This window comes from Ruegeria sp. PrR005, from assembly GCF_010500245.1.
GTDB lineage: Bacteria > Pseudomonadota > Alphaproteobacteria > Rhodobacterales > Rhodobacteraceae > Ruegeria_B > Ruegeria_B marisflavi.
The window spans coordinates 17465-43756 of record NZ_JAAGOX010000017.1 but is presented as its reverse complement, the minus strand read 5'-3'; the positions used below and the strand labels follow the sequence as shown (position 1 = coordinate 43756).

The 26292-nt window shown below is 60.0% G+C and carries 21 protein-coding genes and 2 pseudogenes; 3 read left to right on the top strand and 20 right to left on the bottom strand.

Annotated elements, in window-relative coordinates:
• Positions 1–66 precede the first annotated feature (66 nt).
• The 8 genes and pseudogenes from G0P99_RS24765 to G0P99_RS11825 all read right to left on the bottom strand — a co-directional run.
• A pseudogene (locus tag G0P99_RS24765) lies at positions 67–156 on the bottom strand (IS6 family transposase); the annotation flags it as partial.
• A gap of 77 nt (positions 157–233) precedes the next feature.
• The gene (locus G0P99_RS11855; RefSeq protein ID WP_239059791.1) at positions 234–890 is read right to left on the bottom strand and encodes a DUF3299 domain-containing protein; all 657 of its coding nucleotides are present in this window, start codon (positions 888–890) and stop codon (positions 234–236) included.
• A 20-nt stretch (positions 891–910) separates the two neighbouring features.
• On the bottom strand, positions 911–2224 hold the full coding sequence (locus G0P99_RS11850) for an ABC transporter permease (RefSeq protein WP_164130015.1): 1314 nt from the start codon (positions 2222–2224) through the stop codon (positions 911–913).
• Entirely contained in the window at positions 2224–2910 is a 687-nt protein-coding gene (locus G0P99_RS11845; protein WP_164130013.1) for an ABC transporter ATP-binding protein, read from the bottom strand. The genes G0P99_RS11850 and G0P99_RS11845 overlap by 1 nt, the downstream gene beginning before the upstream one ends.
• Before the next feature lie 43 nt (positions 2911–2953).
• A complete protein-coding gene (locus G0P99_RS11840; RefSeq protein WP_164130011.1) occupies positions 2954–4147 on the bottom strand; it encodes a carbohydrate porin in 1194 nt (397 codons plus the stop codon).
• 122 nt (positions 4148–4269) lie between these two features.
• Complete coding sequence (locus tag G0P99_RS11835; protein ID WP_164130010.1) at positions 4270–5004, bottom strand: DUF3299 domain-containing protein; 735 nt, start codon at positions 5002–5004, stop codon at positions 4270–4272.
• Positions 5005–5033: 29 nt separating this feature from the next.
• Positions 5034–6662: an aminoacylase gene (locus G0P99_RS11830; RefSeq protein WP_239059789.1), complete on the bottom strand. Its 1629-nt coding sequence runs from the start codon at positions 6660–6662 to the stop codon at positions 5034–5036.
• A gap of 41 nt (positions 6663–6703) precedes the next feature.
• Positions 6704–8263, bottom strand: a complete 1560-nt coding sequence (locus G0P99_RS11825) for an amidohydrolase family protein (RefSeq protein WP_164130008.1) — start codon at positions 8261–8263, stop codon at positions 6704–6706.
• Between the two features lie 193 nt (positions 8264–8456).
• On the opposite strand from G0P99_RS11825, the gene G0P99_RS11820 reads away from it, so the two are divergent.
• Positions 8457–9458, top strand: a complete 1002-nt coding sequence (locus G0P99_RS11820) for a helix-turn-helix domain-containing protein (protein WP_164130006.1) — start codon at positions 8457–8459, stop codon at positions 9456–9458.
• 161 nt (positions 9459–9619) lie between these two features.
• Here G0P99_RS11820 and cls read toward each other — a convergent pair whose 3' ends face one another.
• From cls to G0P99_RS11770, 11 genes are all read right to left on the bottom strand, one after another.
• Entirely contained in the window at positions 9620–11050 is a 1431-nt protein-coding gene (gene cls / locus G0P99_RS11815; protein ID WP_164130004.1) for a cardiolipin synthase, read from the bottom strand.
• Positions 11051–11117: 67 nt separating this feature from the next.
• Positions 11118–11243: a hypothetical protein gene (locus tag G0P99_RS24945; protein WP_255455781.1), complete on the bottom strand. Its 126-nt coding sequence runs from the start codon at positions 11241–11243 to the stop codon at positions 11118–11120.
• Positions 11244–11257: 14 nt separating this feature from the next.
• Entirely contained in the window at positions 11258–14716 is a 3459-nt protein-coding gene (locus tag G0P99_RS11810) for an indolepyruvate ferredoxin oxidoreductase family protein (protein ID WP_164130002.1), read from the bottom strand.
• A 150-nt stretch (positions 14717–14866) separates the two neighbouring features.
• Positions 14867–16252, bottom strand: coding sequence for an FAD-binding oxidoreductase (locus tag G0P99_RS11805; RefSeq protein ID WP_164130000.1), 1386 nt, complete (start codon positions 16250–16252; stop codon positions 14867–14869).
• 3 nt (positions 16253–16255) lie between these two features.
• Positions 16256–16660, bottom strand: a complete 405-nt coding sequence (locus G0P99_RS11800) for a RidA family protein (RefSeq protein WP_164129998.1) — start codon at positions 16658–16660, stop codon at positions 16256–16258.
• 11 nt (positions 16661–16671) lie between these two features.
• Positions 16672–18120, bottom strand: a complete 1449-nt coding sequence (locus tag G0P99_RS11795; RefSeq protein ID WP_164129996.1) for a M81 family metallopeptidase — start codon at positions 18118–18120, stop codon at positions 16672–16674.
• Positions 18121–18151: 31 nt separating this feature from the next.
• A complete protein-coding gene (locus tag G0P99_RS11790; RefSeq protein WP_164129994.1) occupies positions 18152–19600 on the bottom strand; it encodes a M81 family metallopeptidase in 1449 nt (482 codons plus the stop codon).
• 1 nt (position 19601) lies between these two features.
• Positions 19602–20123, bottom strand: a complete 522-nt coding sequence (locus G0P99_RS11785) for a TRAP transporter small permease (RefSeq protein ID WP_164129992.1) — start codon at positions 20121–20123, stop codon at positions 19602–19604.
• Between the two features lie 4 nt (positions 20124–20127).
• The gene (locus G0P99_RS11780) at positions 20128–21102 is read right to left on the bottom strand and encodes a TRAP transporter substrate-binding protein (protein WP_239059788.1); all 975 of its coding nucleotides are present in this window, start codon (positions 21100–21102) and stop codon (positions 20128–20130) included.
• Positions 21103–21146: 44 nt separating this feature from the next.
• Positions 21147–22430, bottom strand: coding sequence for a TRAP transporter large permease (locus G0P99_RS11775; RefSeq protein WP_164129990.1), 1284 nt, complete (start codon positions 22428–22430; stop codon positions 21147–21149).
• On the bottom strand, positions 22427–23569 hold the full coding sequence (locus tag G0P99_RS11770; RefSeq protein ID WP_164129988.1) for an FAD-dependent oxidoreductase: 1143 nt from the start codon (positions 23567–23569) through the stop codon (positions 22427–22429). Before G0P99_RS11770 ends, G0P99_RS11775 begins: the two co-directional genes overlap by 4 nt.
• A gap of 99 nt (positions 23570–23668) precedes the next feature.
• Here G0P99_RS11770 and G0P99_RS11765 point away from each other — a divergent pair, with 99 nt between their 5' ends.
• Complete coding sequence (locus tag G0P99_RS11765; protein WP_164129986.1) at positions 23669–24271, top strand: helix-turn-helix domain-containing protein; 603 nt, start codon at positions 23669–23671, stop codon at positions 24269–24271.
• A gap of 393 nt (positions 24272–24664) precedes the next feature.
• Positions 24665–25387, top strand: a complete 723-nt coding sequence (locus tag G0P99_RS11760; protein ID WP_164129983.1) for an IS110 family transposase — start codon at positions 24665–24667, stop codon at positions 25385–25387.
• A 701-nt stretch (positions 25388–26088) separates the two neighbouring features.
• On the opposite strand, the pseudogene G0P99_RS11755 reads toward G0P99_RS11760, so the two are convergent.
• Positions 26089–26241 (bottom strand): annotated as a pseudogene (locus G0P99_RS11755) (IS5/IS1182 family transposase); the annotation flags it as partial.
• Positions 26242–26292 lie beyond the last annotated feature (51 nt).

Genomic DNA, 26292 nt, shown 5'->3' with positions numbered 1-26292 from the left:
CGGGGAAAGGTTCACATGGCTCAGTTCTCAGTGGAAATTATCCGCCGGCCCGGCTCACTTCTGGGTGGAAATCAACAATCTGACGTACAACATCACCGCCAGACGAATGATCTCTGGGCTGCTGTGGAAATATTTGAACAGATCACGTTTCGGCATGCCGAGAAGCCACGAGAGTGCCCTGCCCGTCTGAACCGGATTCCTTCTGACACCGCCGTCTGGAGCCGACAAGATCCTCAGCTGCTATAGTCCTCGACCAGCAGCGGCTGCATCGAATAGCTGACAGAAACCGGAGCCTGTCCGTCGACATAGCCAACCGTCTGAACCGAACTCTGGGCGACCATGGTCCCGGTGATCCATACCGGGGTGAAGAGACCGCTAACCTCGATGCCCTCGGGATACACGACATGGACGATCTGGTTGGCGGGCGGCGGCGGAGTATGGATACAGGCGCCGACTGTGGGCACGAGAAGAAACTCGACAACCTTGCGACCCTTAAATTCCAGAGGGAGAACATAGCCCGGCAGGCGGACGCTCATGCCAACAAGGTCTTCGTTCACCTCGGTGGCCGCAGCTTCACGTTCTTCCATGATCGCGAGGCGCGCGGCGAACAACCCGTCGACATCGAGACCGTCCTCGGCCAATTGTTTGCGCAACGCTTGCGCTTCGGCGCGAGCTTCAGCGTCATCACTCCGCTCCGCCCGTGCTTCGAACCGCAGGATCTGGCGCAAGCTGTCCATCTGGTCATCGGTGAGGTTCTCGAACGGGTTTTCAATCACGGTGGCCGGAGGTGCAAGCGTATCCCACGAGATTTCCTGAGGTTCAGTCGCCTGTACGTGACCCGGAGAAACGGCAAGCGAGAATATCAAGACGAAGCGGGCGAACATGGTCATGGAGGAATCCCCTTCATTTATCATAGCCGAACCGACAGCCCGTCGGCCAGCGTCATGCGGTAGACCCGGACGGCCGGGATGAGCGAGGCGAGGAGCCCGGCCCAGAAGATGACGAAAAGGGTGGCCAATTCGCGCGCACCGAAGACATTCAATCCCAACCTCAGACCGAAACGGGCAGACAGGATCGGGTCGGTCACGAACGTGGCCACCGTGAGCAGAACAAGGCCGATGATCAGCCCCGCCGCGGTGAGGATGGCAGCCTCGGCGACGATTAGCGCAAAGATACGGGTGGGCGTGGCGCCAACAGACCGCAGGATCGCGAATTCGCGGCGGCGGGTGTCGAGGGTCGCAGAGAGCATGACCACCATGCCAATCATCCCTGCCAAAGCCACGGCCCACGCCATCAGTCGCATCGCGCGCTCCGCTGTCCCGGTAATCCCCCAGAGCTCGGCGAGCGCGACCGCCGGGAGGACTGCGCTAAACGCATCGGAGGAGCGTTCGTTGATGGCCCGCTGCAGACCGAGTACATTTGTCCGATCGACCAGCCCAACGTAGACGGCATTGATCCGGTCCGGTTCGTGACTGTGTTTGACCTCCGTGCCTTCGTGTTCGCCGTGATCTTCATGATCGTCATGATCTTCATGATCGTCGGTGGGCATGGCGGCCGGGTCGAGGGGGTCGGCGGCAGGCGCATCTTCTTCCGCATGCAGAGCGTCGAACCCTTCGAGCGTGACGAAGACCATCCGGTCGACGGCGGTACCCGTCGGCGCGAGCACACCCGATATTGTGAAGGGCGCGTCGTCGTGCAGGTCGAAAGAAACCTCGCCCGAGCCGTGGGCGTTGACGATCACCGCACCGGGGGCATAGTCGAACCGCACCGCGACCTCGGCCCCGACCACGGCGGCATCCGCCCCGTCACCGGTAAGGATCGTGCCTGCGGCGAGGGAGAGAAGCTGACCGCCGGAGTGCCGGAAATGCTCGAAATACGATGCATCCGTCCCGATCACCGGATAGCCGCGATGATTGTCGCCCATCTGGATCGGGACCGCCCAGGCCACCTCGGGCCGATCTTCCAGCCACTCGAAGCTGTCCCATGTCATGCCCGTCCCGGTGCCGCCGACGCCGAAGACGGTGGCCATCAGGATCTGCACCGAATTGCCGCGCGGCGCCACGATCAGGTCGATCCCTGACGCGGAGTTGGCAAAGCTGTCGCGCGCGCCGTCCCGGAGCCGCTCAACACCGAGGATCAACGCGACGCTGAGGCTGATGGCCAGCACGGTCAGGCCGGCCACGAAGCGGCGGTTCCACAGGCTGCGCAGGCTGAACACTAGCATCAGGCCGCGCCCCCGTTGAGGGCGACGAAATCAACACTGCGGTCGAAATGATGCTCCAGGCTGCGGTCATGGCTGACGAAGAGCAGCGCGCTGCCCGCTTCGGCGCATTCCCTCGCCAGCAGATCGACAAAGACCGCCTTGGCCGCCTCATCGAGCGCCGAGGTCGGCTCGTCCGCCAGGATCAGGTCCGGCTTGCCGATCAGCGCGCGCGCGGCGGCAACCCGTTGTTGCTGGCCCACGCTGAGTTCGTTGGCTGGCTTGGATACCAGGGACGGATCCGACAGGCCCAATTCGTCGAGCAGATGTCGGGCCGTTCCCGCAGGATCCTCACCCGCGCGCGCAAGCCGACGCTTGGAAAATGTACAGGGCAGAAGGACGTTCTCGAGCGCGCTCAGCCACGGAATCAGATTGAACACCTGAAAGATCATGCCGATATGGTCCACCCGGAACCGATCCCGCGCACCGCCATTCAACGCGCCTACGTCGTTGTTCGCGACCAGGATAGCCCCCGGTGAAACATCCACCACGCCTGCGATAGCTGAGAGGAGCGTGGATTTTCCGCACCCGCTGGGGCCAAACAAGAAATTCCGCTCACCCTGAGCTAGCGACAGGTTTGGTATTCGCAGCGTCGCATTTTCCGACCCTGGCCAATTGAAAGTCAGGTTTTCGACGTGCAACGCCCTCATTCGATACACTCCCCTCGGTTATTTTGACACAGCCCCAACAGTGTTAAAATACTGCTCTCAAACGTACTCCGAAGACCGCGATGCCGTCAGAGCTCGGATCGCCGATCGGATTCACAACATATTGAACCTGAGGCGTGATCTGGAAGAAATCGTTCAGATCATAACGGTAAAACGCTTCCAGCGTGTACTGATTCAGCGAACTTCCAGGTGCACGTCCCCAATTCAATCCAAGGCCGGCTAAGTCCTTACCACCGCGTGCCTCGTATGCAGTCGCAAAGCTGATCGAACGATCCAGCGCAGTACCACCACCGTTTGCATAACCGACGCGGAACGTACGATGCCAGGAACCGGAACGGCCACTTGCGGCAAATGAGATGCCATGACCCTCCGGAACGCCGGCTGCAGTGCGTTCATCAACCTGCCAGACTGTAAGCTGCAAGAGCCGATCAAAGAGTGCCCCCCAATCAGGGGTCCAGCCGATTGCGAAATGCTTGAAGGTTTCGCCGGTCTCGAAAAGGTCTTTTGCGCTTCGACCTAGGTCAGATGGATCTCCATTTGCGTGTGCGAAACCAGCCAGAATGACCCAATTATTATCGACCCGCCACCTGAGTGCAGCGCCCAAACCCTGACTGGGGGCCGGAAAGGTTGATTGCTGCTGAAACTCAAGATTTGTAAACGCCGTCCAGGGGTTCGCCAGCCCATCGACATTCACATAGTCGGTGACATCGACCTGTCCGATCACGAAACTGCCGCGACCGCTCGCAAAGCGCTGGCGCCAATAGAAATTGGTCAAGACCCAGCCCGCATCGCTGAAGGTGGATGAGAACAGACCGGCATACCCAAGAGACGGCCCAAGCGCCTGTGTGGACATCCTGTTTCCGATGGCGGATCGGTTCTCGACCTTGAAAACCAACGTACCGTCGTTCGACGTGTTCTGACCCACGGCCCTCCATGTGCCATAGATGCGAAACGCATTCGAAGATGCGTCAGAAGGTTTTTTGCCGGAATTCGTGCCCAAGTATTGGATTTGATTGTCGATACCGAAGGAGACGCCGGTTCGAGCTTCGAAGTTCTTTCTCTGGGCGATTGCCCCCTCAAGGAGACCAGTTCTCTGACCCTCGGCCTCAGCCGCGAGTGTGCCAGCTACACTGAGGTGCGACTCGAATCCGAGGTTCTCCAAGCTTTGTGCATGCGGTTGCGCCGGATATGCGAAAAGCAACAAAAGAGAAAAAATCACCAGTCCCGCCCTGCTCCTGCAGGGACGAGGGCCGAGCAAAGACCCAGGTTGCGCAAAGATCATCTGTCAGCGCCCAAAGGAATTAAGTTGGTGAAACACATCCAGGCTTCGTTTCAGGCTGTTCATTCCGAACCCTGCACGACGGCCAAAGGATCGATACCGCCCTGCGCGCCTTGGCCGACCTCGACCTCCGCGACTGGTCCCTGCACGGTGATCCTGTAAGCAGACAAATTCCACATGCTGGTCATGCGCACGGTGCCATCCAACATGAATATTGTCTGATCTTTTGGGTCCGTAGACAAGGTGCCCATAACGCGGACTGGCACATACAGGTTCCTGGTTGGAAAACTTCCCTCATAACGGACGCGCACCAACTGGTTCGGCGGCGGTGCCGGTTTGTGACTGCATAGCCCGATCTCGGACACCAGGTAACCTACCGCAGCACCGTCCGGGTCGGTTTCAGCGGGTATCAGGAACCCATTCAGGACAACTTCGGCACTGTCAAAAGCAGGATTGGTTGCGAGCTTGGCGCGTTTTCGTTGAATTGCCACCTCCCAACGGGCCGCCAGCAGTTCCTCAATGTCATGGCCTTCTTGCGCCAGCGATCTGCGGGCCTCATTGACCTGAGCAGCAAGCCTGTTTCGCGTGTTGGTGTCAAACGTCTCGCTGTTCAATCGCTCTTGCAAGCGCACGACAGTGCGTAGGTCTTCCAGGTCCTTCAGTTCCATCTCGAGGAATGGATCTTCGAAGGCCAACGCGGCAGGATCCGGCAGTTGGTCGAAATCGATGGCGCGGGGATCGGCCAACATCGGCGTTGCGGCCAGAATGGCCGCCACAGTTGTCAAAAAGAACCGCATTCCAAACCTCTCAAACAAACAAGGCAGTTTCAATTGCCACCTTTCGGAGGAATACCCGGTGCCACATCCGGCATCCCGGTCGAGAATTCTCGGTTCCACGCCTCTTCCGAGACCGGCTCGAAACGCGGCTTGTCTTCAGGCTCGAAACGGATCGGTTGACCAGCGAAAACCTCTATCAGCTCATCGTCACGCACCGTCACCGCGCCGTTCACGATCACCGCCTTGAACCCAGTCGAGGGGACCGAGCCCTGTTCATAGGTCGCATTGTCGGCAACGGTTTCGGGGTCGAACACCACGATATCGGCAACCATGCCCTCCTGAATCCGGCCCCGCTCCTGCATGGCCTTCAGCCCCGTACGGCCCAGATGGTGCGCTGCGTTGTAGCTGAGGATCGACAAAAGCTGCATCATCGGTATGTCGTTTTCGCGCCCAAGGCGCAGTGTTGCAGCGCGCGCCCCGGCGCCGCGCGGATGCATGTTTCCCAACTTCTCAAATGGAGTATTCCAAGGCGCCATAAGAGGTTCCGCGAACATCGCATCGCTGGCCATTGTTGTCCCCCTGAGAGTCAACCATTTGACTGAGTCCTCTGGCGGAGTCTTGAACAACAGAATTTCCTGGGTCGGATTATCCTTCAGGACCTGATCGTATTTTTCCTGCGTATAGAAATCACCTGTAATCGGATCCTGCATCGTGTCTTCGTAGCGATGCCCCTGTCTTTCAACCCAGTTTTCGGGTTTGAGGAAGACTGCGTTCACCGTGGTCGATCCGGCGGAATAGGGGTAGATCTCGCCCCAGATATTATGGCCGTTTTCCTGAAGCCGCGCGATGAGTTCATGCGTGAGTCGCCAGCCGGGATTGTTGAAGTGCTGCAGTATTGCGGGCGCGTTCAGAGCCAATGCATTGGCAATGACTTCTTGCGCACCGACGTTTTCCAACACGTCGCCATCGGGTGTGAAACGCGTATGAACGGCAGTTTGGCGACCATATCGCGCGCCAACCTTCTGCACCTCGAACAACTCACGCGTGGTGACACCATCGCGCATGTATCCCAATGTCGATCCGATACCGAGCGCGCCAGCCTGAAGGCCTTCGTCGATGATCTGCAGAATCTTGTTACCAGCGTCGTAATCAGCCTTGTCCAAACTCCAACCCGATCCCTTGCGGGAGGTAAGCGCCGCCGCCGGCCCCAGCAGAAGGGTTTCCTCGTCGTCGAAACCGTCGAGCACGATGGCGCGGGCTTGTTCGTGGCTGGAGGCGCACCCGAAATTCGCCTGGTTCTTGCCTTCGCGTTCTTCGTACCACCGCGCGATGAATGTTCCTGCGCAGCCCTCCTCGAGGTCCATACTCGACGTCAGTCCGTCACGCAGGCCAAGCGCATAGCCCATCGGTTGTTGCCAGTGGAAATGGGTGTCGATAAAACCTGGTGCCACGATGTGTCCGGTTGCATCGATTTCTTCTTTTCCCGTCAGTGAATCCTTAGAAATCTCGACAATGCGACCGTCCTTGATGCCAACATTGGCGACACTGTCATACAGCGTTTCGGGGTCCATGACCCGACCATTCAGGATGACGAGATCGTATTCCTGGGCGTGAAGGGCGCTGGCCACAAATAACGCGGATGCAACAGCCGCCGCGGCAAAGGACGAATTCAGTTTCATTGGTATCTTTCGCTCTTCCTGGTGTCTTTCGGGGTTCTGTCTCACTGCGCCGGTTCCCTTCGGATCGGCTGTCCGTGCGGCGCGTCGAGGAGGAGGCTTCCGTCGCGAACGACAAAGCCGCCGTTCACGAGCACGGTCTGCACGCCGACGGCCGGTTGGTTGGCGTTCTCAAAGGTCGCGCGGTCCGCCACTGTCTTGGGATCGAACACCACGATATCGGCGTCCATACCCACCTGAAGCCGGCCCTTTCGGCGCATCTGTGGCACGAAGTCTTCCAAAGTCTGCGCCGGCATCAGAGACATCTTGCGGATCGCCTCGCTTAGCGACAGCACGCCGCGCTCACGCACGTATGAGCGCAGGATCTTGGCGAAGGTCCCGGCCGAGCGCGGATGGGCAAACACGTTGTCCGGCAGTGGCCACTCATCGCCGGTATAGGTCTGAATATTGCCGTCGTCGTCGAAATAGGACCAGAACGTCGCATCCGAAGCGATCAATGTGGCGGGATGCGTCACCGACATGTCAAGCATGGCGAGATCCTCGGACTTGCTTTCATCCAGGAAGTGCCAGGTGATGAAGGTGCCGGGCTTGTTGGCCTGGTAATCGGCGAGTTCGTCCTCGGTCATCCGGTCGGCGCCAAGCTGAAAATTCTCCGAGGTCGATTGCATTCGTTCCCGCCAGTCCGGCCCGGTGAACATGGCGGCGCCGACGACAGTGCTTGCCGCGCCGTAGGGATAGGCCTCGACGGTGATGTTGATGCCCTGCGCCATCGCCTCTTCCACGAGGGCCAGCGTTGCCTCGATGTCCGCCATCGAGGTACTGTTGATGTGGCAGATGTGCATATGCGCGCCGGTAATCGCCGCGTTGGAAATCAGTTCCTTCAGCGCCTCGAACGAGCTTTGCGGTTCAATGACGCTGGCATAGCGGACATGGGTGTAGGTCGCGACGCCGTATTCATTGGCCAGTTCGGCCAACGCGAAGTATTCTTTTTGACCATATCCAGGCGCGTATCCGGCGTTGACCCCGATACCCAGTCCGCCCTCCTTCAGCCCCTGTTCGACCAGCGACAGGATTCTCCCGGTCTGGACTGGGTCGGCGATGTCCATCTTCCAGCTGTTTTCGGCCTGGGCCTGTTGGAAGAATTCGACGGTTGCCAGCGGGTCAGTGTTGTCGAAGGTGGCAATCCGGCCATAGGTCCAGCCCGCCGCCGCACCGTAGTTGATCGGCAGGCTCTTGGCAGCCTGTCCGTCGTACCAGTCGCCGATTGGCAATACGCCGGATTCAAGCTCGAGCGCTGTCGTCACCCCCTGCATGGCCTGCATCCGATAGTCGCCGATGCTCTGCCCATGTGCATGCAGGTCGATGAAACCGGGAGATACGACATGACCCGTGGCATCGACCACGATATTGCCCTCAAGCGGGAATTCGCTGATCGCCGAGATACGGCCATCTTGGATCGCTACGTTGCGAATTGCATCCAAGCCCGTCTCAGGGTCTATCACACGACCGTTCATGATGACGATGTCGTTGGCCAGGGCCGCGCTGGCTGTGGCGACCAAGATGGCAAAGGCGCAGCTAGAGTGGAGTGCGTTTTTCAAGAACATAAGCGTTATCTGTCAATGTTGATGGGCTTCAAGAGTCGTGGCGTTCGCGTTAGACCATACATGTTTCCGACACACATTATCGTACCGCTGATGGACAGCTGCAGTTGATTTTCGTCCTCAAGAGATAATTAAATAGAAGCAATGCAAAAGCTTGCGTATCGCCGGGTCGAGTTTTCATACGTAGGACAGCTGAATGATTAATGATGGGATCGCATTCAACCGTGCACTGCAGCTTCAGCCGTTTCTTGAACTATTCGAACAGCTAGGCGGCAACACCGATCGAGTGCTCAGGGCCGCTCACCTCGAAAGCTTCGACCTCTCGGACCCCGCGACACTCATTACAGGCAATGCGCTTTACCGTGCGGAGCAGGAAATGGCTGATGCGCTCGGTGATCCCTACTTCGCGGCCCGCGCCGCAGCGGTGTTCGTGGAGGCTGGTCCAGTTTTTGTTCGAGAAAGCTTCAAAGCATCACGCACGCTGGCCGAGTTTCTTCCTCGTGCAATCCTCGAAATCGATCGGCAGATCAGCAATATCCACTATTCCCTTGAGATTAATGTGGATTTCACCGTGATCTTGGGCAAGAGAACTTTCAACCCGTCGGCACCGATCATTCAGGCCGATGCCGCACTCGCGAGTATTTGGGTAACCTTACTGAGATTGGCGGTCGCCCAAGAGTTCGACCGCTCGCGGATCTTGATCGTAGTGCAGGAAGACGCCGGCATTCCACCAGACCTTGTACCAAAGCCTTCGATCTTGAAACAAAAGTGGAACGGCGTAAAGATCCGATTTCCCACGGAATGGTTACAGCTGCCATTGGAATTGAACTGGAAAATCCCGTCTGCCAGGCGCGGAGAGTTCGATGATATATCCCGACGCGAGGCCATAAAAGTTTGGTTGGAAATCGCTTGTCACAAAGGGATCTGCGAAGGATCCTTTGGCTTGAAAGACCTTGCCCATCGCATCGATGTGCATCCAAAGAGCTTGCAGCGCACCTTCACTTGGCTGGGGACGTCGTTCCAGAAGACTCGAGACAATGTTCGAAAACAGAAGGCACTAGAGATCCTTGGCAGCGAGCGATCCATGAAGAACGAGGAAATCGCCGAAATGCTCGGGTTTTCGAACGCCCCAAGTTTCTCTCGAGCATTCAAGAGATGGACCGGCGTCACACCTACCGAGTTTCGGTTGAAGCTGTGATCGGAGCTGTCATTTGAAGACGTATATGGACCCCGCCAGATTGCAACGGCCTGGTTGGACGTGGTTCGTTGATCAAGCTTGCTGAAGTATACCCGAAGGAAGCTTCGCGTTGCAGATCTGTGACCTGATCACTCACCCCCCCGTCAGTTAGGGGTCGGTGGTTAAAGAACTGGCCCGACGGTTGCCAAAACGTTGTTCCAAAGCCGCTCATGCCAAGGCCAGCCCTGTACCTGTTCCAGGGTGACCGCCATGCTTGCGGCTATGTATAGCTTCTGGCGCGCACGCAGTTCGGCGGTTAGCGTGGCATCATGGAAAAGGATGTTGTTTTCGTAGTTCAGGTCGAAACTTCGCCGGTCCAAGTTCGCCGATCCGATCAGCGCTATCTCGCCGTCCACGGTCATGGATTTCGTGTGCTGAAGGCCGGGCTGAAATTTGTAGATCTTTACGCCCGCGGTCAGCAGATCCTCGTAATAGGACCGGCTCGTCGCCCCGACCGCGAAATCGTCGTTACGTGCCGGGAACACGATGGTCACATCGACACCCCGGTTGGCCGCGGCACAGAGTGCCGCCTGTATTGCCTCGGTCGGCACGTAGTAGGGCGTCGTGATGACAAGCTCTCGCAGTGCAGTGTACATGATGCTCTCGAACATCTCGGGCATCGCAGAATTTCGTACCGTCGACCCCGTCGCCACCACCTGTGCGGTGAAGCCAGGCGTTTGCGGGCCCAACGGCGCGTCGAGGACATCGCTAATGTCCTCGTCGAAGTTGGCCATCCAGTCGCTGACGAAGAGGTGCTGCGCCTGTCGTACCACTGGCCCCTCGAACCGCATGACCGCATCAACCCAAGGCGCGTATTTCGCCTTGGGCAGAAAGGCAGGGTCGGCGCAGTTCAGGCTGCCGCAATAGGTGACGCGGTTGTCTATCACGAGGATCTTGCGATGATCCCTAAGATCGACCCGGCCGTCGAAAACCCGCCAGAGCGGATTTCCGATCTGCAAAGCACGGGCCAGCTTCACGCCGGCATCGCCCATCGCCTTCCAATGCGGACTTCGGATCAGGTCCCGCGAGCCGAGATCGTCGACCATGGCGCGGCAAGTCACACCGCGCGCAGCCGCGCGCTTCAGTGCCTCGACCATCTTGCAGCCGTTACCGTCGGGTAACCAAATGTAGAACATCAGATGGACGTGGTCCCGAGCCCCGTCGATATCGGCGATCATCTCGTCGATCGCAGCATCGGAGTCTTTCATCAACCTGGCCCGGTTTCCGCCAACAGGGTCGTATCCGCTGATCGAGCGGCCAATGTTGAATAGCTGCGCGTATCGGTCCGGAACAGGGGGCGCGAGAACCTCGTTCTGCGCCGGTTTAGGTCCGCGCGGCTTCGGCAGTTCCCGAAGAATTCGTCTCAGCCGCTCGACACGCTTTTGGCCAATGCTCGTTTCGCCAAGGAAAAAGTAGGCGACGACGCCCGCGACCGGCAGCGCGAAAAGCACCGCTAACCATGCGACGCGCGCAGACGGATCACGGTGCGGCCGCAGAAGAACGCGCACCGCGCAGGCGAGCACCAAGGCGTAGTGCAGGGCGATCCAGATCATAGGTTCGTGCCTCCTCGCTTGCGCCAGACGCTGCAAATGCCGCCCCTGCGCGAATGCGCAACTTCTCTCAGCCGAAATCCGTCTGACGCCGCTGGTGGCCGAACTCCTCCGGAAGCGTGCCGGTCGCCCGCCACAGGGCCCGCGCGCCGGTGTTCAGCTTGCCAACGGTGACCTTGTCGGATCTCAGTTTCATGTCTTGTTCCCCGGTCAGGCCGCGTTGGCGGTGGGGTTGGTGACTGCTGCCTTGAGCGTGGCGCGGCGTTTGTCGGCGGCTTCGGCGTGGCGCTCGCGGACAGGACCGTAGCCGCGGATGTGTTCGGGCAGGTCGAGCAGTTCGGTCAGCGTAGCAGCAGTGGCGTCGGACCAGTTGGCCAGCGCGAAAGCGATGTCCGCTTCGTAGTCGGCGAGCAGCTTGCGGGCGAGCTTGGCTTCGGCATTGTTGCGGAACGGGTCCAGGAGCGTGCCGCGCAGCCTCCGGAACCGGTTCATCAGCCCGAAGAAGCGCATCGCCGTCTTGCCCTTGACCGCGCCCTTGACATGCTTGCCCGTCTTGGGATCGACGCCGCCATAGGGCCAGGCGCCGAAATAGAAGGTCAGTTCCATGTCGCCCTCGAAGGCCTCTTCAAGCTGCGCGCGGAACTCGGGCTTGCTGTAAAGCCGCGCCACTTCCCACTCGTCCTTCACGGCCATCAGCTTGTAGTAACCCCTGGCGACGGCGCGCTCTGCGGCAGCGCCCAGGCCCGCGGTCTTCACCCGGCCGAGCATGTCGGTGTAGCGCCTGGCAAAGGCCGCGTCCCTGTAGGCGGTCAGTTCCTTGACGCTGATGGCGATCACCTCCTCCAGCGGGGTCTCGCGACGGCTCTCCAGCAGGATCGGCGCGGCGTCGCCCGCCAGTTTCGCGGCGGCCTCGGGGTCGGCCATTGCAAGACGCCCAAGGTCGAAGGCGCGCCTGTTCTTCGCGACCGCGACGCCGTTCAGTTCGATCGCCCGGTGGATCGCCTCGAGCGAGAGCGGAATGCCGCCCTGCTGCCAGGCCGCGCCCATCAGCAGCATGTTGGCAAAGACCCGGTCGCCCATGACCTTTTCCGCCAGATGCTGGGCGTCCATGCTGCGCACCCCGTCCCCCAGGACGCGGGTCAGCCGTTCCAGCTGTTCGGCGCCGGAAAGCCGCCAATCGGGGTTCTTGGAGAACTCCGAGGTCGGCACCACCGTGATGTCGGTCACCGCGACCGACTTTCCCGGCGTCAGCTTGGACATCGCCTCGTCCCCGGCGGCGACGACAAGGTCGCAGCCGATCAGCGCATCCGCCTCGCCAGCGGCGATGCGGGTGGCGCGCATCTCGTCGGGCGAGAGCGCGATCTTGATGTGGCTGTGGACCGCGCCGTATTTCTGCGCCAGTCCGGTGATGTCGAGGTTCGACGAGTAATAGCCGTCGGCATGCGCCGCCACGGCCAGCGTCTGGCCCACGGTCACCACGCCCGCGCCGCCGATGCCCGAGACCAGGATCGACCACGACCCGTCAATGGCGCGGGGCGTCGGGGCAGGCAGGTGGCTGACGTCGATCTCGGCGCTGCTCGCCTTGGCCTTGCGCGGCTCAGCGCCGCTGATCGTCACGAAGGAGGGGCAGAAGCCCTCGACGCAGGAGAAGTCCTTGTTGCACGACGACTGGTTGATCACGCGCTTGCGGCCGAATTCGGTCTCCAGGGGTTCGATCGCCATGCAGCCCGACACGGTCGAGCAATCGCCGCAGCCCTCGCAGACGGCGGGGTTGATGAACACCCGCTTGTCGGGGTCGACCCTTTTGCCGCGCTTGCGCAGACGGCGGCGCTCGGTGGCGCAGGGCTGGTCATAGATCAGCACGGTGACACCGGGCAATTCGCGCAGTTCCTTTTGCACCAGTTCCAGCTCGGTGCGCGGATGCAGGGTGACACCGCCGCCAATGAAGGACTTGCCTTCGAACTTGTCGGTCTCGTCGGTCAGCAGCGCGATGCGCTCGATGCCCTCGGCCCTGAGCTGCGCGACCATCATCTCGGGAGTGATCTCGCCGTCATGCGGCTGACCGCCGGTCATCGAGACAAAGCCGTTGTGCAACAGCTTGTAGGTGATCGGCGCCTTGGCGGCGATAGCCGCGCGGATCGCCATCAGGCCGGAATGGAAATAGGTGCCGTCGCCCATGTTGGTAAAGACGTGTTTCTCGTCGGTGAAGGGGAACTGCCCCAGCCACATCGCGCCTTCGCCCCCCATGTGGCTAATCGAGTTGGTCTTGGTCGGATCGCGCATCACCGCCATGGTATGGCATCCGATCCCGGCCAGCGCCCGGCTGCCCCCCACGACTTGCGCCGAACGCCCGTGCGGGCAACCGGCGCAGAAGGACGGCGGGCGGATCGTGCCTCCAGCAAGCGCGGGCGGAGCATCCGGCCGGTTCGGCATGGAGATACCGCAATCGGGGTCGGTTTCGTTCGCCACCCGTACCAGGACGCGGGTGACCATATTCGGGTCGATCTCGCCCGTCATGGGAAAGGCGCAGTCATCCGTCGCCGCCGAATATGCATGACCGTGGAACGTCTTGCCGACGATACGGGGGGTGAGGCCCGAGCCGTAAAGGATCGACCTGATCTGGTCTTCCAGAAGGGCGCGTTTTTCCTCGACGACAAGGATCGTATCAAGCCCTTTGGCAAAGCTGCGGATTTCCGCGTCATCCAGCGGCCAGACCATGCCGAGCTTCAGTCGCCGCACGGCCATGTTGCCGATCTTGCCGTCGAGATACCCCAGGCTGGCCAGCGCCTGGTTCAGATCCTGCCAAGCCTTGCCGGCGGCCACAATGCCGATCCGGGCCGCGTCCGAACCGTCCTGACGGTTCAGCCCGTTGGCACGGGCATAGGCAAGGACCTTGCGCAACCGGACCTCCCACAAAAGGCGTTCCTGATCCAGGATCGGCACGAAGGGCTTGATCGAAGTGTCGGGACCGGTGTCGTCGGGCACGGTGATCCTGAGGCTGTCAGGCGCGATAAGGACTGATCCGCCCCCTTCGACCACATCGGTGACCAGCTTCATCCCCACCAGGGTCGAGCCATACCGGCTCAGCGCAATGCCATGCAGGCCCAGGTCCAGCACATCCTGCGCATTGGCGGGCGCCAGCAAGGGCATGCCCAGTGACGCAAAGTTCATGTCCGAATAGCAGGCCACCGTCGAAGACTTGGCTCCGTGGTCGTCCCCCACCAGCAGAAGCGTGCCGCCCTTGGGGTTGGTGCCCGCAAGGTTGGCATGGCGCAAAGGATCCATTGACCGGTCCATGCCCGGGGCCTTGCCGTACCAGATCGAGAACACGCCATCGACCTTGGCCCCGGGGAACAGACCCACCATCTGCGCCCCCCAGGTCGCGGTGGCGGCCAGATCCTCGTTCACACCGGGTTGGAAGTAGATGTTGTTTTCCTTCAGCATCTTGGCCGCCTGCCAGAGGTTCATGTCATAAGTGCCGACCGGAGAGCCGCGATAGCCCGAAATATAGCCGCCCGTGTTCAGCCCCGCCGCCACATCCCGCTTTCGCTGCTGGATCGGCAACCGCACCAGGGCCTGCATGCCGGTCATGTAAACCCAACCCTCCTCCTGATGCAGCCGGTCCTCCAGCGTCATTTCAAGGCGTTTTACAGAGAGGTGCTTGTTCATTGGTGCGTTCCTTTCGCAGCCGGGTCACGTGACAAGTTCCGTGATAGCAATTCGACGAACCGGAAGATTCATCCACGGCTTCAGATTGGGCCAAACCATTTGACCGTGTGTCTCAGTTTTTAGGGTTCCAGAATACCATTCCGAGCCATCTCATCCGACCGGTTCAATCGTCTTGCCCGGGTTCAGGATACTATCCGGATCCAGCACGTTGCGGATGGTTTGCATGAGGGAGATGGCCGATGAGGTTTTCCCCATTTCGAACCAGGGCAACTTGTCCATCCCTATGCCGTGCTCAGCCGAGATGCATCCATTCATCACCGTGACCCTATCATAGACGATATTACTGATGTCGGCCTTATGGGAGATCGTATCCTGACCGATACTCACGACGATATGCAGGTTGTTGTCGCCCATGTGCCCGAAGCGCGCAAATCGGGTTTTCGGCCATCGAGTGGTCAGTGTCGTCTCCAGTTCCTGGACACAAAGCTCCATCTTGGAAACCGGCAGCGAAACATCAAAAGCCAGGAAAGGAGACAAGTTTCGAATGATAGCATCTATGTCGTTGCGGATTGCCCACATGTCCCAGCGATCCGCTTCGGACGCGGCGATGGCCATATCCTCGACAAGGCCATCTTGATAAAGCGCGGCCATAGCGGTTTCAAAGGCTTCCGGATCGCGGGCGGTCCCTGCTTCGCTTTCGAACAGAAGATAGATGCCAGAGGCAACCGGGAGCGGAAGCCGCCCGGTCCTGTGACGTGTCGCTATTTCATAGAATTCCGGCCACATCACCTCGAATGCCGTCAGATCGTTGCCTAGTGCCGCTTCGACCCGGTTTCGCACCTCCAGGGACGAAGCAAAATCTGGAATGAGTGCGAAGGCGGTATTCACATTCGCCAGGTGCGGGCGGAGCCGCAATTGAGCGCGGGTAACGATGCCAAGCGTCCCTTCGGCACCGATGAACAGATGCTTGAGGTCGTAGCCGGTATTGTTCTTGATCATGGAGTTGGACAGATCGAGGATCTGACCCGAGGCGGTGACGACCTCCAAGCCCAGGACCTGCTCGCGCATCATGCCAAAGCGAAACGCTTTTTCTCCCCCGGCATTAGTCGAGATCAACCCGCCGACCGTTGCGCTGCCTCGGGAACCAAGGTCCATCGGGAAAGAGAGGCCTGCGTCTTCTGCGGCCTGTTGCAGGTTCTGCAACACCACCCCGGCCTGAACCGTCGCCACGCGGTTGACGGGATCGATGCTTTCGATCTGGTTCATCAGTTCCAGCGACAGGTACAATTCCTTGCCGGTATGGCGAAGGCCGCCGACCAGCCCCGTGCTGCCGCCCATCGGGATGACAGGCGTCTTGTAGGCAGAGCAGATTTCGAGGGCCTTGGCCAATTCCTCTGTATCGCGCGGACGCAGGATAGGGACAGGTGGCATTGCCTCGCCAGTGACCGAGATCAGACGACCCTCCGCATCTTCAGGCCCGACTATGCGGTCTTTGCCAATTTGTTTCGAAATGGTTTCGCAAACCGTTGTCCACATGGGTCAGCTTTTCTTGTCAGTCTCTGGGATCGCTGCGACAGCTTCGATCTCGACCAACGCACCGGGGATAGCCAGGGTAGAAGTAACTGTTGAACGTGCGGGGAAGGTATCGCCAAATTCCGCGCTGTAGGCGGCGTTAAACTCGGCGAAATTGGCCAGATCGGTCAGCCAGACGGTTGTCTTGGCAACATCGGCAAGCGTCGCTCCTGCCTCGGCCAGAACGGCTTTGAGGTTGGTGATTGCCTGACGGGTCTGCGCCCCGACGCCGCCATCGACAAGTTTGAAACTGGCATCCACGCCAAGCGCACCCGAGCAGAAGATCAGGTTTCCGACGCGGGTTGCCGGAACCAGTGGAACCTTGGCTCCGTTCGGCAGGACGGGGGGGAGACCGATGCGGTGAACTGTCATTGCTTGATCCTTCAGTTGAACGGGTTTTCGACCTTGGGCCAGAAGTTTCCATCGCGCTTTGTAAAAGGAATGATGGTCATGTCGGGTGTCACGGTGCCGGGGGTGCGCACATGGACCACCTGCGGGCTGATCCGCTCGAAATTCTGGTAGAAATGGTTGGTCGATTTCGGGATCAGGGCGCGCATCTGGGTGATGTCGATGCCCAGATCGGTATAGACCGAGGGCGAGAAATTCTGCGTTCGCAGCGAGGACACGACCAGGTGCACCCCGTCAGCGTCGAGCCAGACGCCGGTGCCCATGGGCATATCTGTCTCACCCAGCTTCTGTGTCATGTTCTCGCGGATGGCACGGACGGTCACATCCAGATCCACCGCCTCGCCGGATTCCTTGCAGATCTTGCCGCCCAGTCGCACCCGCATCCGCGCGCCGACACCGGCATCCTGGCACATGGTCACCAGCACCGGGTCCCAGAAGATGCCATGGGCAATATCCTTCATCCCGCGCCTGAGGATCTCTTGCAGGAAGAAGGTAGAATCCGCAGGCGCGCCGCCGCCGGCATTGTCCCCCATGTCCGCAAGCGCGATCGGGCCATGGTTCGAGGCGGCAACGATGTCCAGCGCCTCGGAGATATCGGGGTAGTCCATCCGCAACCCATCGCGGATATTCCAAAGCTTGTCCGCAAACTCCTTGGCCACGCGCGCGGCCTTGTCTGCATCTCCATCTGCGATCACCAGCGTCCTCGCACCCACGTCGGCGACATCGGCCCAGGGGAAGCCATGGGTGAGCGATACCGACAGGATACCATCCTTGCCCTCGGCGTCCTTCATGGCCTGCACATAGGTCTTGGAAGGCTCTTTCATGGTCTCGATGATCGTCAGCATCCGGCAGTCCTGCGCCCGCATCACCGGCTTGGTCTTGCCCTCGGCGGCGTCGGCGGCCATCACGAACAGCTCGCGCGCGCGCTCGGGCGCATCGACATGCGGGTATTCCTTGAAGTTGATGATCAACGTCGCGTTGTCCAGCATCGTCTGGGTGAGATGGTTGTGCGGGTCAAGCTCCAGCCCGATCACCTTGTCCGGCCCCATGACCGCGCGGGCACGCGCCATCATGTCTCCTTCGCAATCGTCATAGCCGTCGGCGACCATGGCGCCGTGCATCGACATCAACAGGACATCGGGTTGAGACCGTTCAATATCGGCGAGGATCTCGTCGCGGAAACCTTCGTAGACCGCGCGCACAGTCGGGCCCGCCGGCTGCGCAGCAGCAGTCAGGCTTTCGATGACCTCCCAGCCTTTTTCCTCTGCCATACGCCGCCATTCGTGCAGGGGCGCGCTGAACAACATGGCAGGCTGGCGCGTCGCCTCACGGGAGACCATGCCGGCCTCGAAAGCGAGCCGGCCAGTAGGCATCGGTGAAAACGTATTGGTTTCGGTTGCAAGGCAGGCAATAAGCAGTTTCACGGCAGTCAGTCCTCGGTCTTATGCTAGGCGATCAGGCGAAGGGGTTCTCGACCCTGGGCCAGAAGTTTCCGTTGCGCTTGGTGAAAGGAATATTCGGGATGTCCGGCGTAACCGCACCGGGCGATCCGACATGGATTACCTGCGCGCTGACGCGGTCGAAATTCTGGTAGAAATGGTTCGTGGACTTCGGGACCATGATCCGCAGGCGCCCGATATCCAACCCGAGATCGGAGAAGACCGATGGCGAATAACACTGCCCGCGCTTGGACGACAGGATTAGGTGAACACCATCGGCCTCCAGCCAAACGCCCGTGCCCATCGACATCGACATTTCATTTACCGTCTGAAACATGTCCTCGCGAATGCCGCGCACGGTAACGTCGAGATCTATCGCCTCGCCCGACTCGGCGCATATCTTGCCACCGATCCGAACCCGCATTTGGGCGCCGACGCCCGCGTCCTGGCACATGGCTACAAGCACGGGATCCCAGAATTGTGCGAGGCCAACATCCTTTGTCCCGCGCCTCAGGATTTCCTTTAGAAAGTAGGTGGAATCCGAGGGTGCGCCGCCCCCTGCATTGTCACCCATGTCCGCCAATGTGACTGGAAACTCGTTGGCTGCTTCGGCCATGTCGAGCGCGGTGGAAAAATCCGGGTAGTCCAGACGCAGACCATCGCGGATATCCCAAAGCCGAGCGGCGAATTCTTCGGCGACACTTGCCGCCTTGTCCGCATCACCGTCGGCGATCACCAGTGTCTTGGACCCGACATCGGCCACGTCCCCCCAGGGAAATCCGTGCGTGAGCGAAACCGACAGGATGCCATCCTTACCCTCGGCGTCTTTCATCGCCTGCACATAGGATTTGCCCGGTTCCGTCAGGGTGCGGATGATGGTCAGCATTCGACAGTCATGCGCGCGCATCACTGGGCGGGTCTTTCCTTCGGCGGCGTCAGCAGCCATGTTGAACAGCTCGACCGCGCGGTCCGCCGGGTCGATATGGGGATATTCCTTGTAGTTGACGATCAGGGTCGCGTTGTCGAGCATGGCCCGGGTCAGGTGATTGTGGGGATCGAGCTCGAGCCCGATCACCTTGTCTCTGCCCATGATGGCCCGCGCGCGCTGCATCATGTCACCTTCGCAATCGTCATAGCCCTCGGCCATCATCGCCCCGTGCATGTTGATCAGGAAGATGTCCGGACTTTGCGCTTCGAGGTCGCGCAGGATCTCATCGCGAAATTCTTCATAGACGGCGCGGGTCGTCAGCCCCGCGGGCTGTGCCGCCGCGGTCAGGCTTTCGGCGACCTCCCAGCCCCGTTCCTGCGCCATACGGCGCCAGACATGCAGCGACACATTGTGCATGCGCGGCTCTACCTTGCTTCCTTCGCGCGTTAGAAGCTGTGCTTCGAAGGCAAGACGTCCGGTCGGGATCGGCGAGAAACTGTTGGTTTCCGTGGTCAGCGCCGCAATCATCAGCTTCATGTCATGTCTCTTTCGGCTGCATCAGTGCTGTCGACAGATTTGCCAGCAAGTGAAGCATGATCAGGCCAAAGCCGATTGGAATGGCCATTGCGAAAACGGACATCGGTAAGTCGAGGGTTTCCGCCGTGACCCGCGCGTTCCGAGCGATATACCCCGAGGCAATCTTTCCGTTCAGCCCGTAGAGGCTGTACCAAAGGATCGGCGCGACAAAGATGAACGCGCCGATCGCACGCACCACCGCATAGACGCGGCCCACCCCGTCAGTACGCTCTCGCGCGGCGGGAAACAGCGACGGATCGACCTGGAACCGGAAGGCACAGGATGCGCCGAGCAATCCGGCCCAGACCATGAGGTAGCGTGCAAGCTCCTCTGTCCAGGCCGGCGGTTGATCGAGAAGATAGCGCGCGGCGGCCTGCCATCCCGCGATCAGCACCAGCGAAGCCACCGCCAGCACCGCCCCCCAAAGCGCAACGCGGTTCAGGAATGCCGAAATGCGATCAAGCCAGGAAATCGCCGCACGCATCGTATTATTCTCCGATCGCAGCCTGCCAGGCGGCCAACGCGCCTTCGGGCAGGGGCACCATGTTGTGCAGGGGCGCGCTCAGTGCCTTGAATTCGGTCCAGGCTTCAGGGGTCAGTTCGGTCACCTCGATGCCGGCTTCGCGCAGCTTGTCCATCTCGGCCGACCGGGTCGCGAGCCACGCACGGTTGGCCTCGGTGGCGGCCTTGGCAGCGTCCATCACGATCGCCTGCTGTTCGGCGGACAGCCCCTGGTACCAGTCCTCGGACACGATGATGGTGCGGCTTCCCAATCCGACCTTGGCGTTGGTGAAATACTTGATGAACCCGGTATGCCCGAACATGATCGGAACCATCGGCGGGTTGATGTAGCCATCCGCGATGCCGGTCTGAAGAGCGTTGGGCACTTCGTCCCATGCCACGATGGTGCCGTTGGTGCCCCAGAGCTTGTAGACGCCGATCTGGTTTTCATCCAGAGCCCGCATCCGCAGATCGGCGAGATCAGCCGCCTTTTCTACAGGGTGTTTGGTGTTGAAGATCCCGGCGGCAGACCCCAGCGCGGCCATGCCGATGACGCGCACGCCTTGCGGAACTGTACCTGCGTTGATCTTGTCCATCATGCCGTTGGCAAGACCGCGATCGAGGCTTTCCCAATCCGGGAAGAGATAGGGCAGCGTGGTCGGAATGAGGTGCCCGTCCAGGGCGCCGACGCCCTTGGTGTCGGACAGGGACACTTCGAGCAGCCCTTGCTGCACCTGGTCCATCTTCTCGGCCTCGCCACCAAGCGCACCGCGCTCATATTCCACGGCTTCCATACCATTGGCATTGAGGTATTCCGAGAACGCATTCGCCCAGACATAGGATCCGGAGTTTTCCAGGTCCTTGGCTGAATCGAGCGCGATTTTGATCTCTGCGGAAACGGGGCCGGCGATTGCCAGGGTCAGCGTGAGGCAGGCGGGCCCCACAAGTTTCATGAACGACATTCTAGTTCCTCCTCTTTTTCCCCCTGCTTTCGGGGAATTTGTTTTCAGTTCCACAATCCAAACGCGCGCGGCAGGTAGAGGCTGATCTCGGGGACGAAGACCAACACCCCCAGCACCAGAATTTCGACCAGCACGAACGGGATGACAGCGCGGGCCAGGGTCCAGTAGTTCAGCCCCGTGACCGTCGAGACGATCAGCAGGCAGCCGCCCATCGGTGGCGACACCAGGCCAATGGTCAGGTTGAAGCAGATCACGATGCCCAGATGCACGGGGTCTGCCCCGTTGGCCAAGGCGACCGGCGCTACAAGTGGAACCAGCAGGGCCAGCGCCATGGGGATGTCCAGAAACATGCCCGCCAAGATGAAGAGCAGATTCATCGCCAGCATGAAGCCGACAGGTCCCAGTCCCAGATCGGTGATCAGGGCCGAGATCGCCTGCGGCACCTTTTCCAGCGATGCCAGATGGCCAAAAGCGGCGATGGCGCACAGAACCACAAAAATGGAGCCCGTCAGCATCGCGGTGCGGCGGAGACTTTCGACCACGTCCTCGAGTTTCAGCCCCTCGTAGAAGATGGCGGCCAGGGCAGCGACGATGACGGCGACGGCGGCGGCCTCTGTCGGCGTCATCCAGCCCAGAACGATCCCGCCCACGATGATCAGGGGCAGCAAGAGCGCAGGCAAGGCCCGGGCGATTGCAGGCAGGATCGGCGGCGCCTCTCCCTTTTCGATACGGGGATGGTCGTCGCGCACCGCGTAGTACCCGTTGAGGGCAAACAGAGCGCAGGCAAGCAAAAGGCCGGGAAGGATGCCGGCCACGAAAAGGGCGGCCACCGAGGTCTGCATGATCGCGCCATAGAAGATCAGGATGATCGACGGGGGAACGATCGGGCCAATGATCGAAGAGGCCGCGGTGATCGCCCCGGCATAGAGGCGTGTATAGCCGCGTTGTTCCATTGCGGGCACAAGGGTGTTCGACAGCGAGGCGGCGTCGGCAACCGCCGAACCGCTGATCCCGGCAAAGAACACGGAGGTCATGATGTTTACATGCCCCAGTCCCCCGCGAATGCGCCCGACCATGGCCATGGAAACATCGATCAGCGCCTTGGTCACGCCGCCCCGGTTCATCAACTCGCCTGCAAGGATGAAAAGTGGCATCGACAACAATGCGAAAACGCTGATCTGCGAGAAGACCTTTTGCGGCAGAATGGCAAGGTAGCGGGCGTTTTCGGTCATCAGGAACGAGACGACCGCCGTGGCCCCGACCACATAGGCCAGACCCAATCCCGATGCGAGCAGGACCGCGAGCAGTATCGGAGCCAGCCAGATCATGCTCCGATCCCTTTGCGCCCGGGCCGGATGTCATTCGGTTTCAGGTTTTCAGCTTGAATGTGTCCGGGGATGCCTCGACCCGTCACCTCGGCCGCGGCCAGTTGTGCAAGCGCCGGAGCAGACTGGATCCCATATCCGCCCTGTCCGGCCAGCCAATAGAAGCCGTCGACCTGGCGCGAAAAACCGACGACCGGGCATTTGTCCGCTACGAAGCTGCGCAAACCGGCCCAGGAGTTCTCGATCCGTCGCACCGAGATGTCAAAGGCGCGTTCGATCCGGTCGACGCAGATCGCGATATCCATCTCGTCAGGCTGCACATCGCAAGGCGGTTCGGGGTCTTCATTTGCAGGCGAAACCAGAAGTTTGCCTGCGTCCGGTTTCAGGTAGAACTGCTCGTCGACATCAACCACAAGGGGCAATCCATGCACGTCGCACCCTTGGGGTGCCGCGATCATCAAGGCCGAGCGACGTTTGGGGACAAGGCCGATACGCTCGGCCCCGGCCAGCCTGCCCACTTCGTCGGCCCATGCCCCGGCGGCATTGATGACGACACGCGCCGTTACTTCGGAGCTCCCGGTCTGGATCTTCCAGCCGTCCCCGGTTTTCCCAAGCGCAGTGACCGGAGCACGGGTCAGCAAGGTGCCTCCGCTGGCCTTGAAGCGCCGCAGGTAGCCCTGATGCAATGCGGCCACGTCTATCTCTGAGGTTCCGTTGTCCCACAAGGCCCCTGCAGCATAACCGTCGCGCAAAAGCGGAAGACGGGCTTGAAGGTCCTCGGCGTCGATGCGCGTGACGGTGGATGCATCGACCAGTTCGTGCTGCATTGCTTCGAGACTGTCCTTCTGATCCTCGCGCGCCACAAAGGCCGCGGCGATCGGCTTGAGAAGCTCCCGGTCGGTGAACCCCTCCGGCGGGTTCTGGAAAAACTCCAGCGAAGCCCGCGTCAGCGCGCGGATCGGCTGCGGACCATAGATGGGCGCGTAGACCGCTGCGGATCGGCCGGTCGTATGGTAGCCCGGCTGGCTTTCCTGTTCGATAAGAACGACCCGCCCCGATGCAGCGAGTTCCGCCGCGACCGAGGCCCCGGCGATGCCCGCGCCAATGACGGCAAAATCGCAATCTGATGACGAATTCGGCACGCTTCACAGTCCCAGGGTCGGTTTCATTTTCAATTTCGGTAGCAAGACGCTACAATATTTTCCAATCGGAAAACAACGGAAATTTTCCAATAGGAAAAAATGCAGAAAATTCTGAACGATCTCAAGCCCAGTCCCACCGCGACCGAAACCAGCCTAGGGGCCCGTGTCCGGCAAATCAGGAAGACACGGAAATGGACCTTGAAAGAACTGTCCGATCGAACCGGCCTTGCAATTTCAACGATTTCCAAGATGGAACGTGGCGAGATTTCATTGACTTATGATCGCTTCATGCGGCTTGCCCAAGGGCTCGGGCTGGACGTGGGCGAGTTGTTCGATGCCGAGGCGGAAGGTTTCGCGCATGGGACAATCACGGTCACACGCGCGGGCGAAGCACCGATCCATCGTTCCGCCACATACGACTATGACATGCTGGCGTCAGACGTGAGCGGCAAGCACATGGTGCCCATGGTCGGGCGAATCAAGGCGCATAGTTTCGCGGCCTTCGAAGACTTCATCTCTCACCCTGGCGAAGAGTTCATCTATGTGCTCGCAGGAGAGGTCACCGTTTTCCTCAAGGGGCGAGATACGATCACCCTCAGGCAAGGCGACAGCATCTATTTCGACAGCGGTATCGGCCATGCATATGTCTCGGTCGGAGATCAGGATGCAATGGTTTTGGGTGTGTGTTGGAAGCCGACGTGAACCAACGGGAAAAGTGTCACTTGTGGACAAATATGGACCCCACCTGATTGCAACTGCCTGAACCTGGCCGCCGCTCGCTTGCGTCATATCGCGGGAACCCAATGGTCCACCCGCAAGTACGTGAATATGACCCCGCTATTTGCGGATCAAACCCAAGGAGCCGTCGTCGCGTGAAAAACGAAAGTGCGAAAAATCTTTGACAGTACCCGTATATCCGGCTTTCTTGTGCGGCCCGATATTTCGTCTCCGCGCGCCCCGATGGGTTTCTGCGTGCTCCCGCGTCAACGGCTCCAAGGCATGGGTATTGGCCTTGCCGGTGAGCTAATGGGATGAACTGCCTTCCCACCAAACCGCTGCTACCGTGGCGGGCATAGGTGGAGAGAGGAGCATCAAATGGACATCAAGGTTCTGGGCATTGATTTGGGCAAGACCGTTTGCAGTCTTGCCGGGCTGGATGAAGCCGGAGCGGTCGTGTCGGACAGGACGCGCTTGATCAACCAGGGCCGCGGTTTTCTGATGGAGCGCGGCATCCGGGTAGGAACCGGGTGCCATGTCTTTCAAAAGGAGCTGGCGAGATTGGCCGTAGAGGGCGCGGCCGATCTTTCACCCCGAATGCGCCTGCTCGTGACTGATATGGCGTCCGAACTGGATGTGATCAATGATCGGGTCACAGCCATCGATGCCGAGATCAAGGCGCTGGCCAGAACGGACGCTGACATGCAGAGACTGATGGAGATCCCCGGTATAGGTCCGACGATTGCGACAGCACTCGTAGCAGCTGTCGGCACTGGCAGCTCCTTTGGCAAAGGTCGTGATCTTGCCGCATGGCTTGGTCTGGTGCCGCGGCAGGTCACGACAGGTGGCAAGGCCAAGCTGATCGGCATCTCCAAGCACGGCAATCGATATTTGCGTAAGCTCTTCATCCACGGAGCCCGAACGGTGCTGCATCTCGTGCGTGACAGGACGTCACCAATGACGGCATGGGCAGACGCTCTGAAAGAGCGAACGCATGTGAACGTCGCGGCGGTCGCCATGGCCAACAAGATGGCACGTATTGCCTGGGCTGTGCTGACGAAGGGTGAGAGATATCGGCCGAATGCGATGAGCGGCCTGTAGTCGGGCAGACGCGCAACCGGACAAAAGAAACTGTGAGCGAGGAGGAGATGGACCAACGACCGATCGGCGTCTTGTCAGTCTGATGGGGAGCATGGCCCCCGAAGTGCCGATGAGCTAACGAGACACAGGACGCGCGACTTCCCATCTTGGTCAGGGGCAAATCGAACGGTCCCGAAGAAAGACCGAATACATAGAAGCAGGGTCAGCGGCGCATCGACAAAACACTTGCAGGGGAAGGCAGTTCATACATACTCCCCAACTCTTGTACAGATTTCCGGGTTGTTTAAGCTACGGCCTTCACCTGCTGATCGGTTTCAATGCGGTTAAAGTAGACCACGGCGGGCGGTTGACCGCCATGGGCAGACGCAACAAGCCCCCACGCATGGGGCCTCGCCGAATGTTGACCAGGCGTTGACAAGAAATTGGAACAACAAAAGCCGAGCGTTGTGCTCGGCTTTGAAGTATCTGATATTTTTTGATAAATTGGTTGCGGGAGGGCGCAACCGCCGTTCCAGAACCGAATTGCGGTGCCTAGTTTGACAATTTCGGCCCTTTCCTGACTTTCATCACAGGCCGCGACGCCGCGATGCAGCTCTCGCGTTCCGGCCGTTCATGCATCGCGCAGCATTTTTTCGACGGCAATGACCGGGTTGCGGACAAACCGGCCTGATGCTGATGCAGCGACACCGACCTCGTGGCGCCGGGATGAGCTTTGCGAGTTTTCTGAGGTTCTGGGTGGTGGCTGCGAGATGGAACTCGTCGCGGGCGCCGCATGGATCTCGCAATCGGAGACGCCCGAGGCCGAGGATGCTTTTGAGGTGGGCAAAGAGCATCTCGACCTTCTTCCGGAGCTTGCAGGAGACTGCGTATTTGGTGGTCTGGGGCGCCGTACCGATAAGAATCGC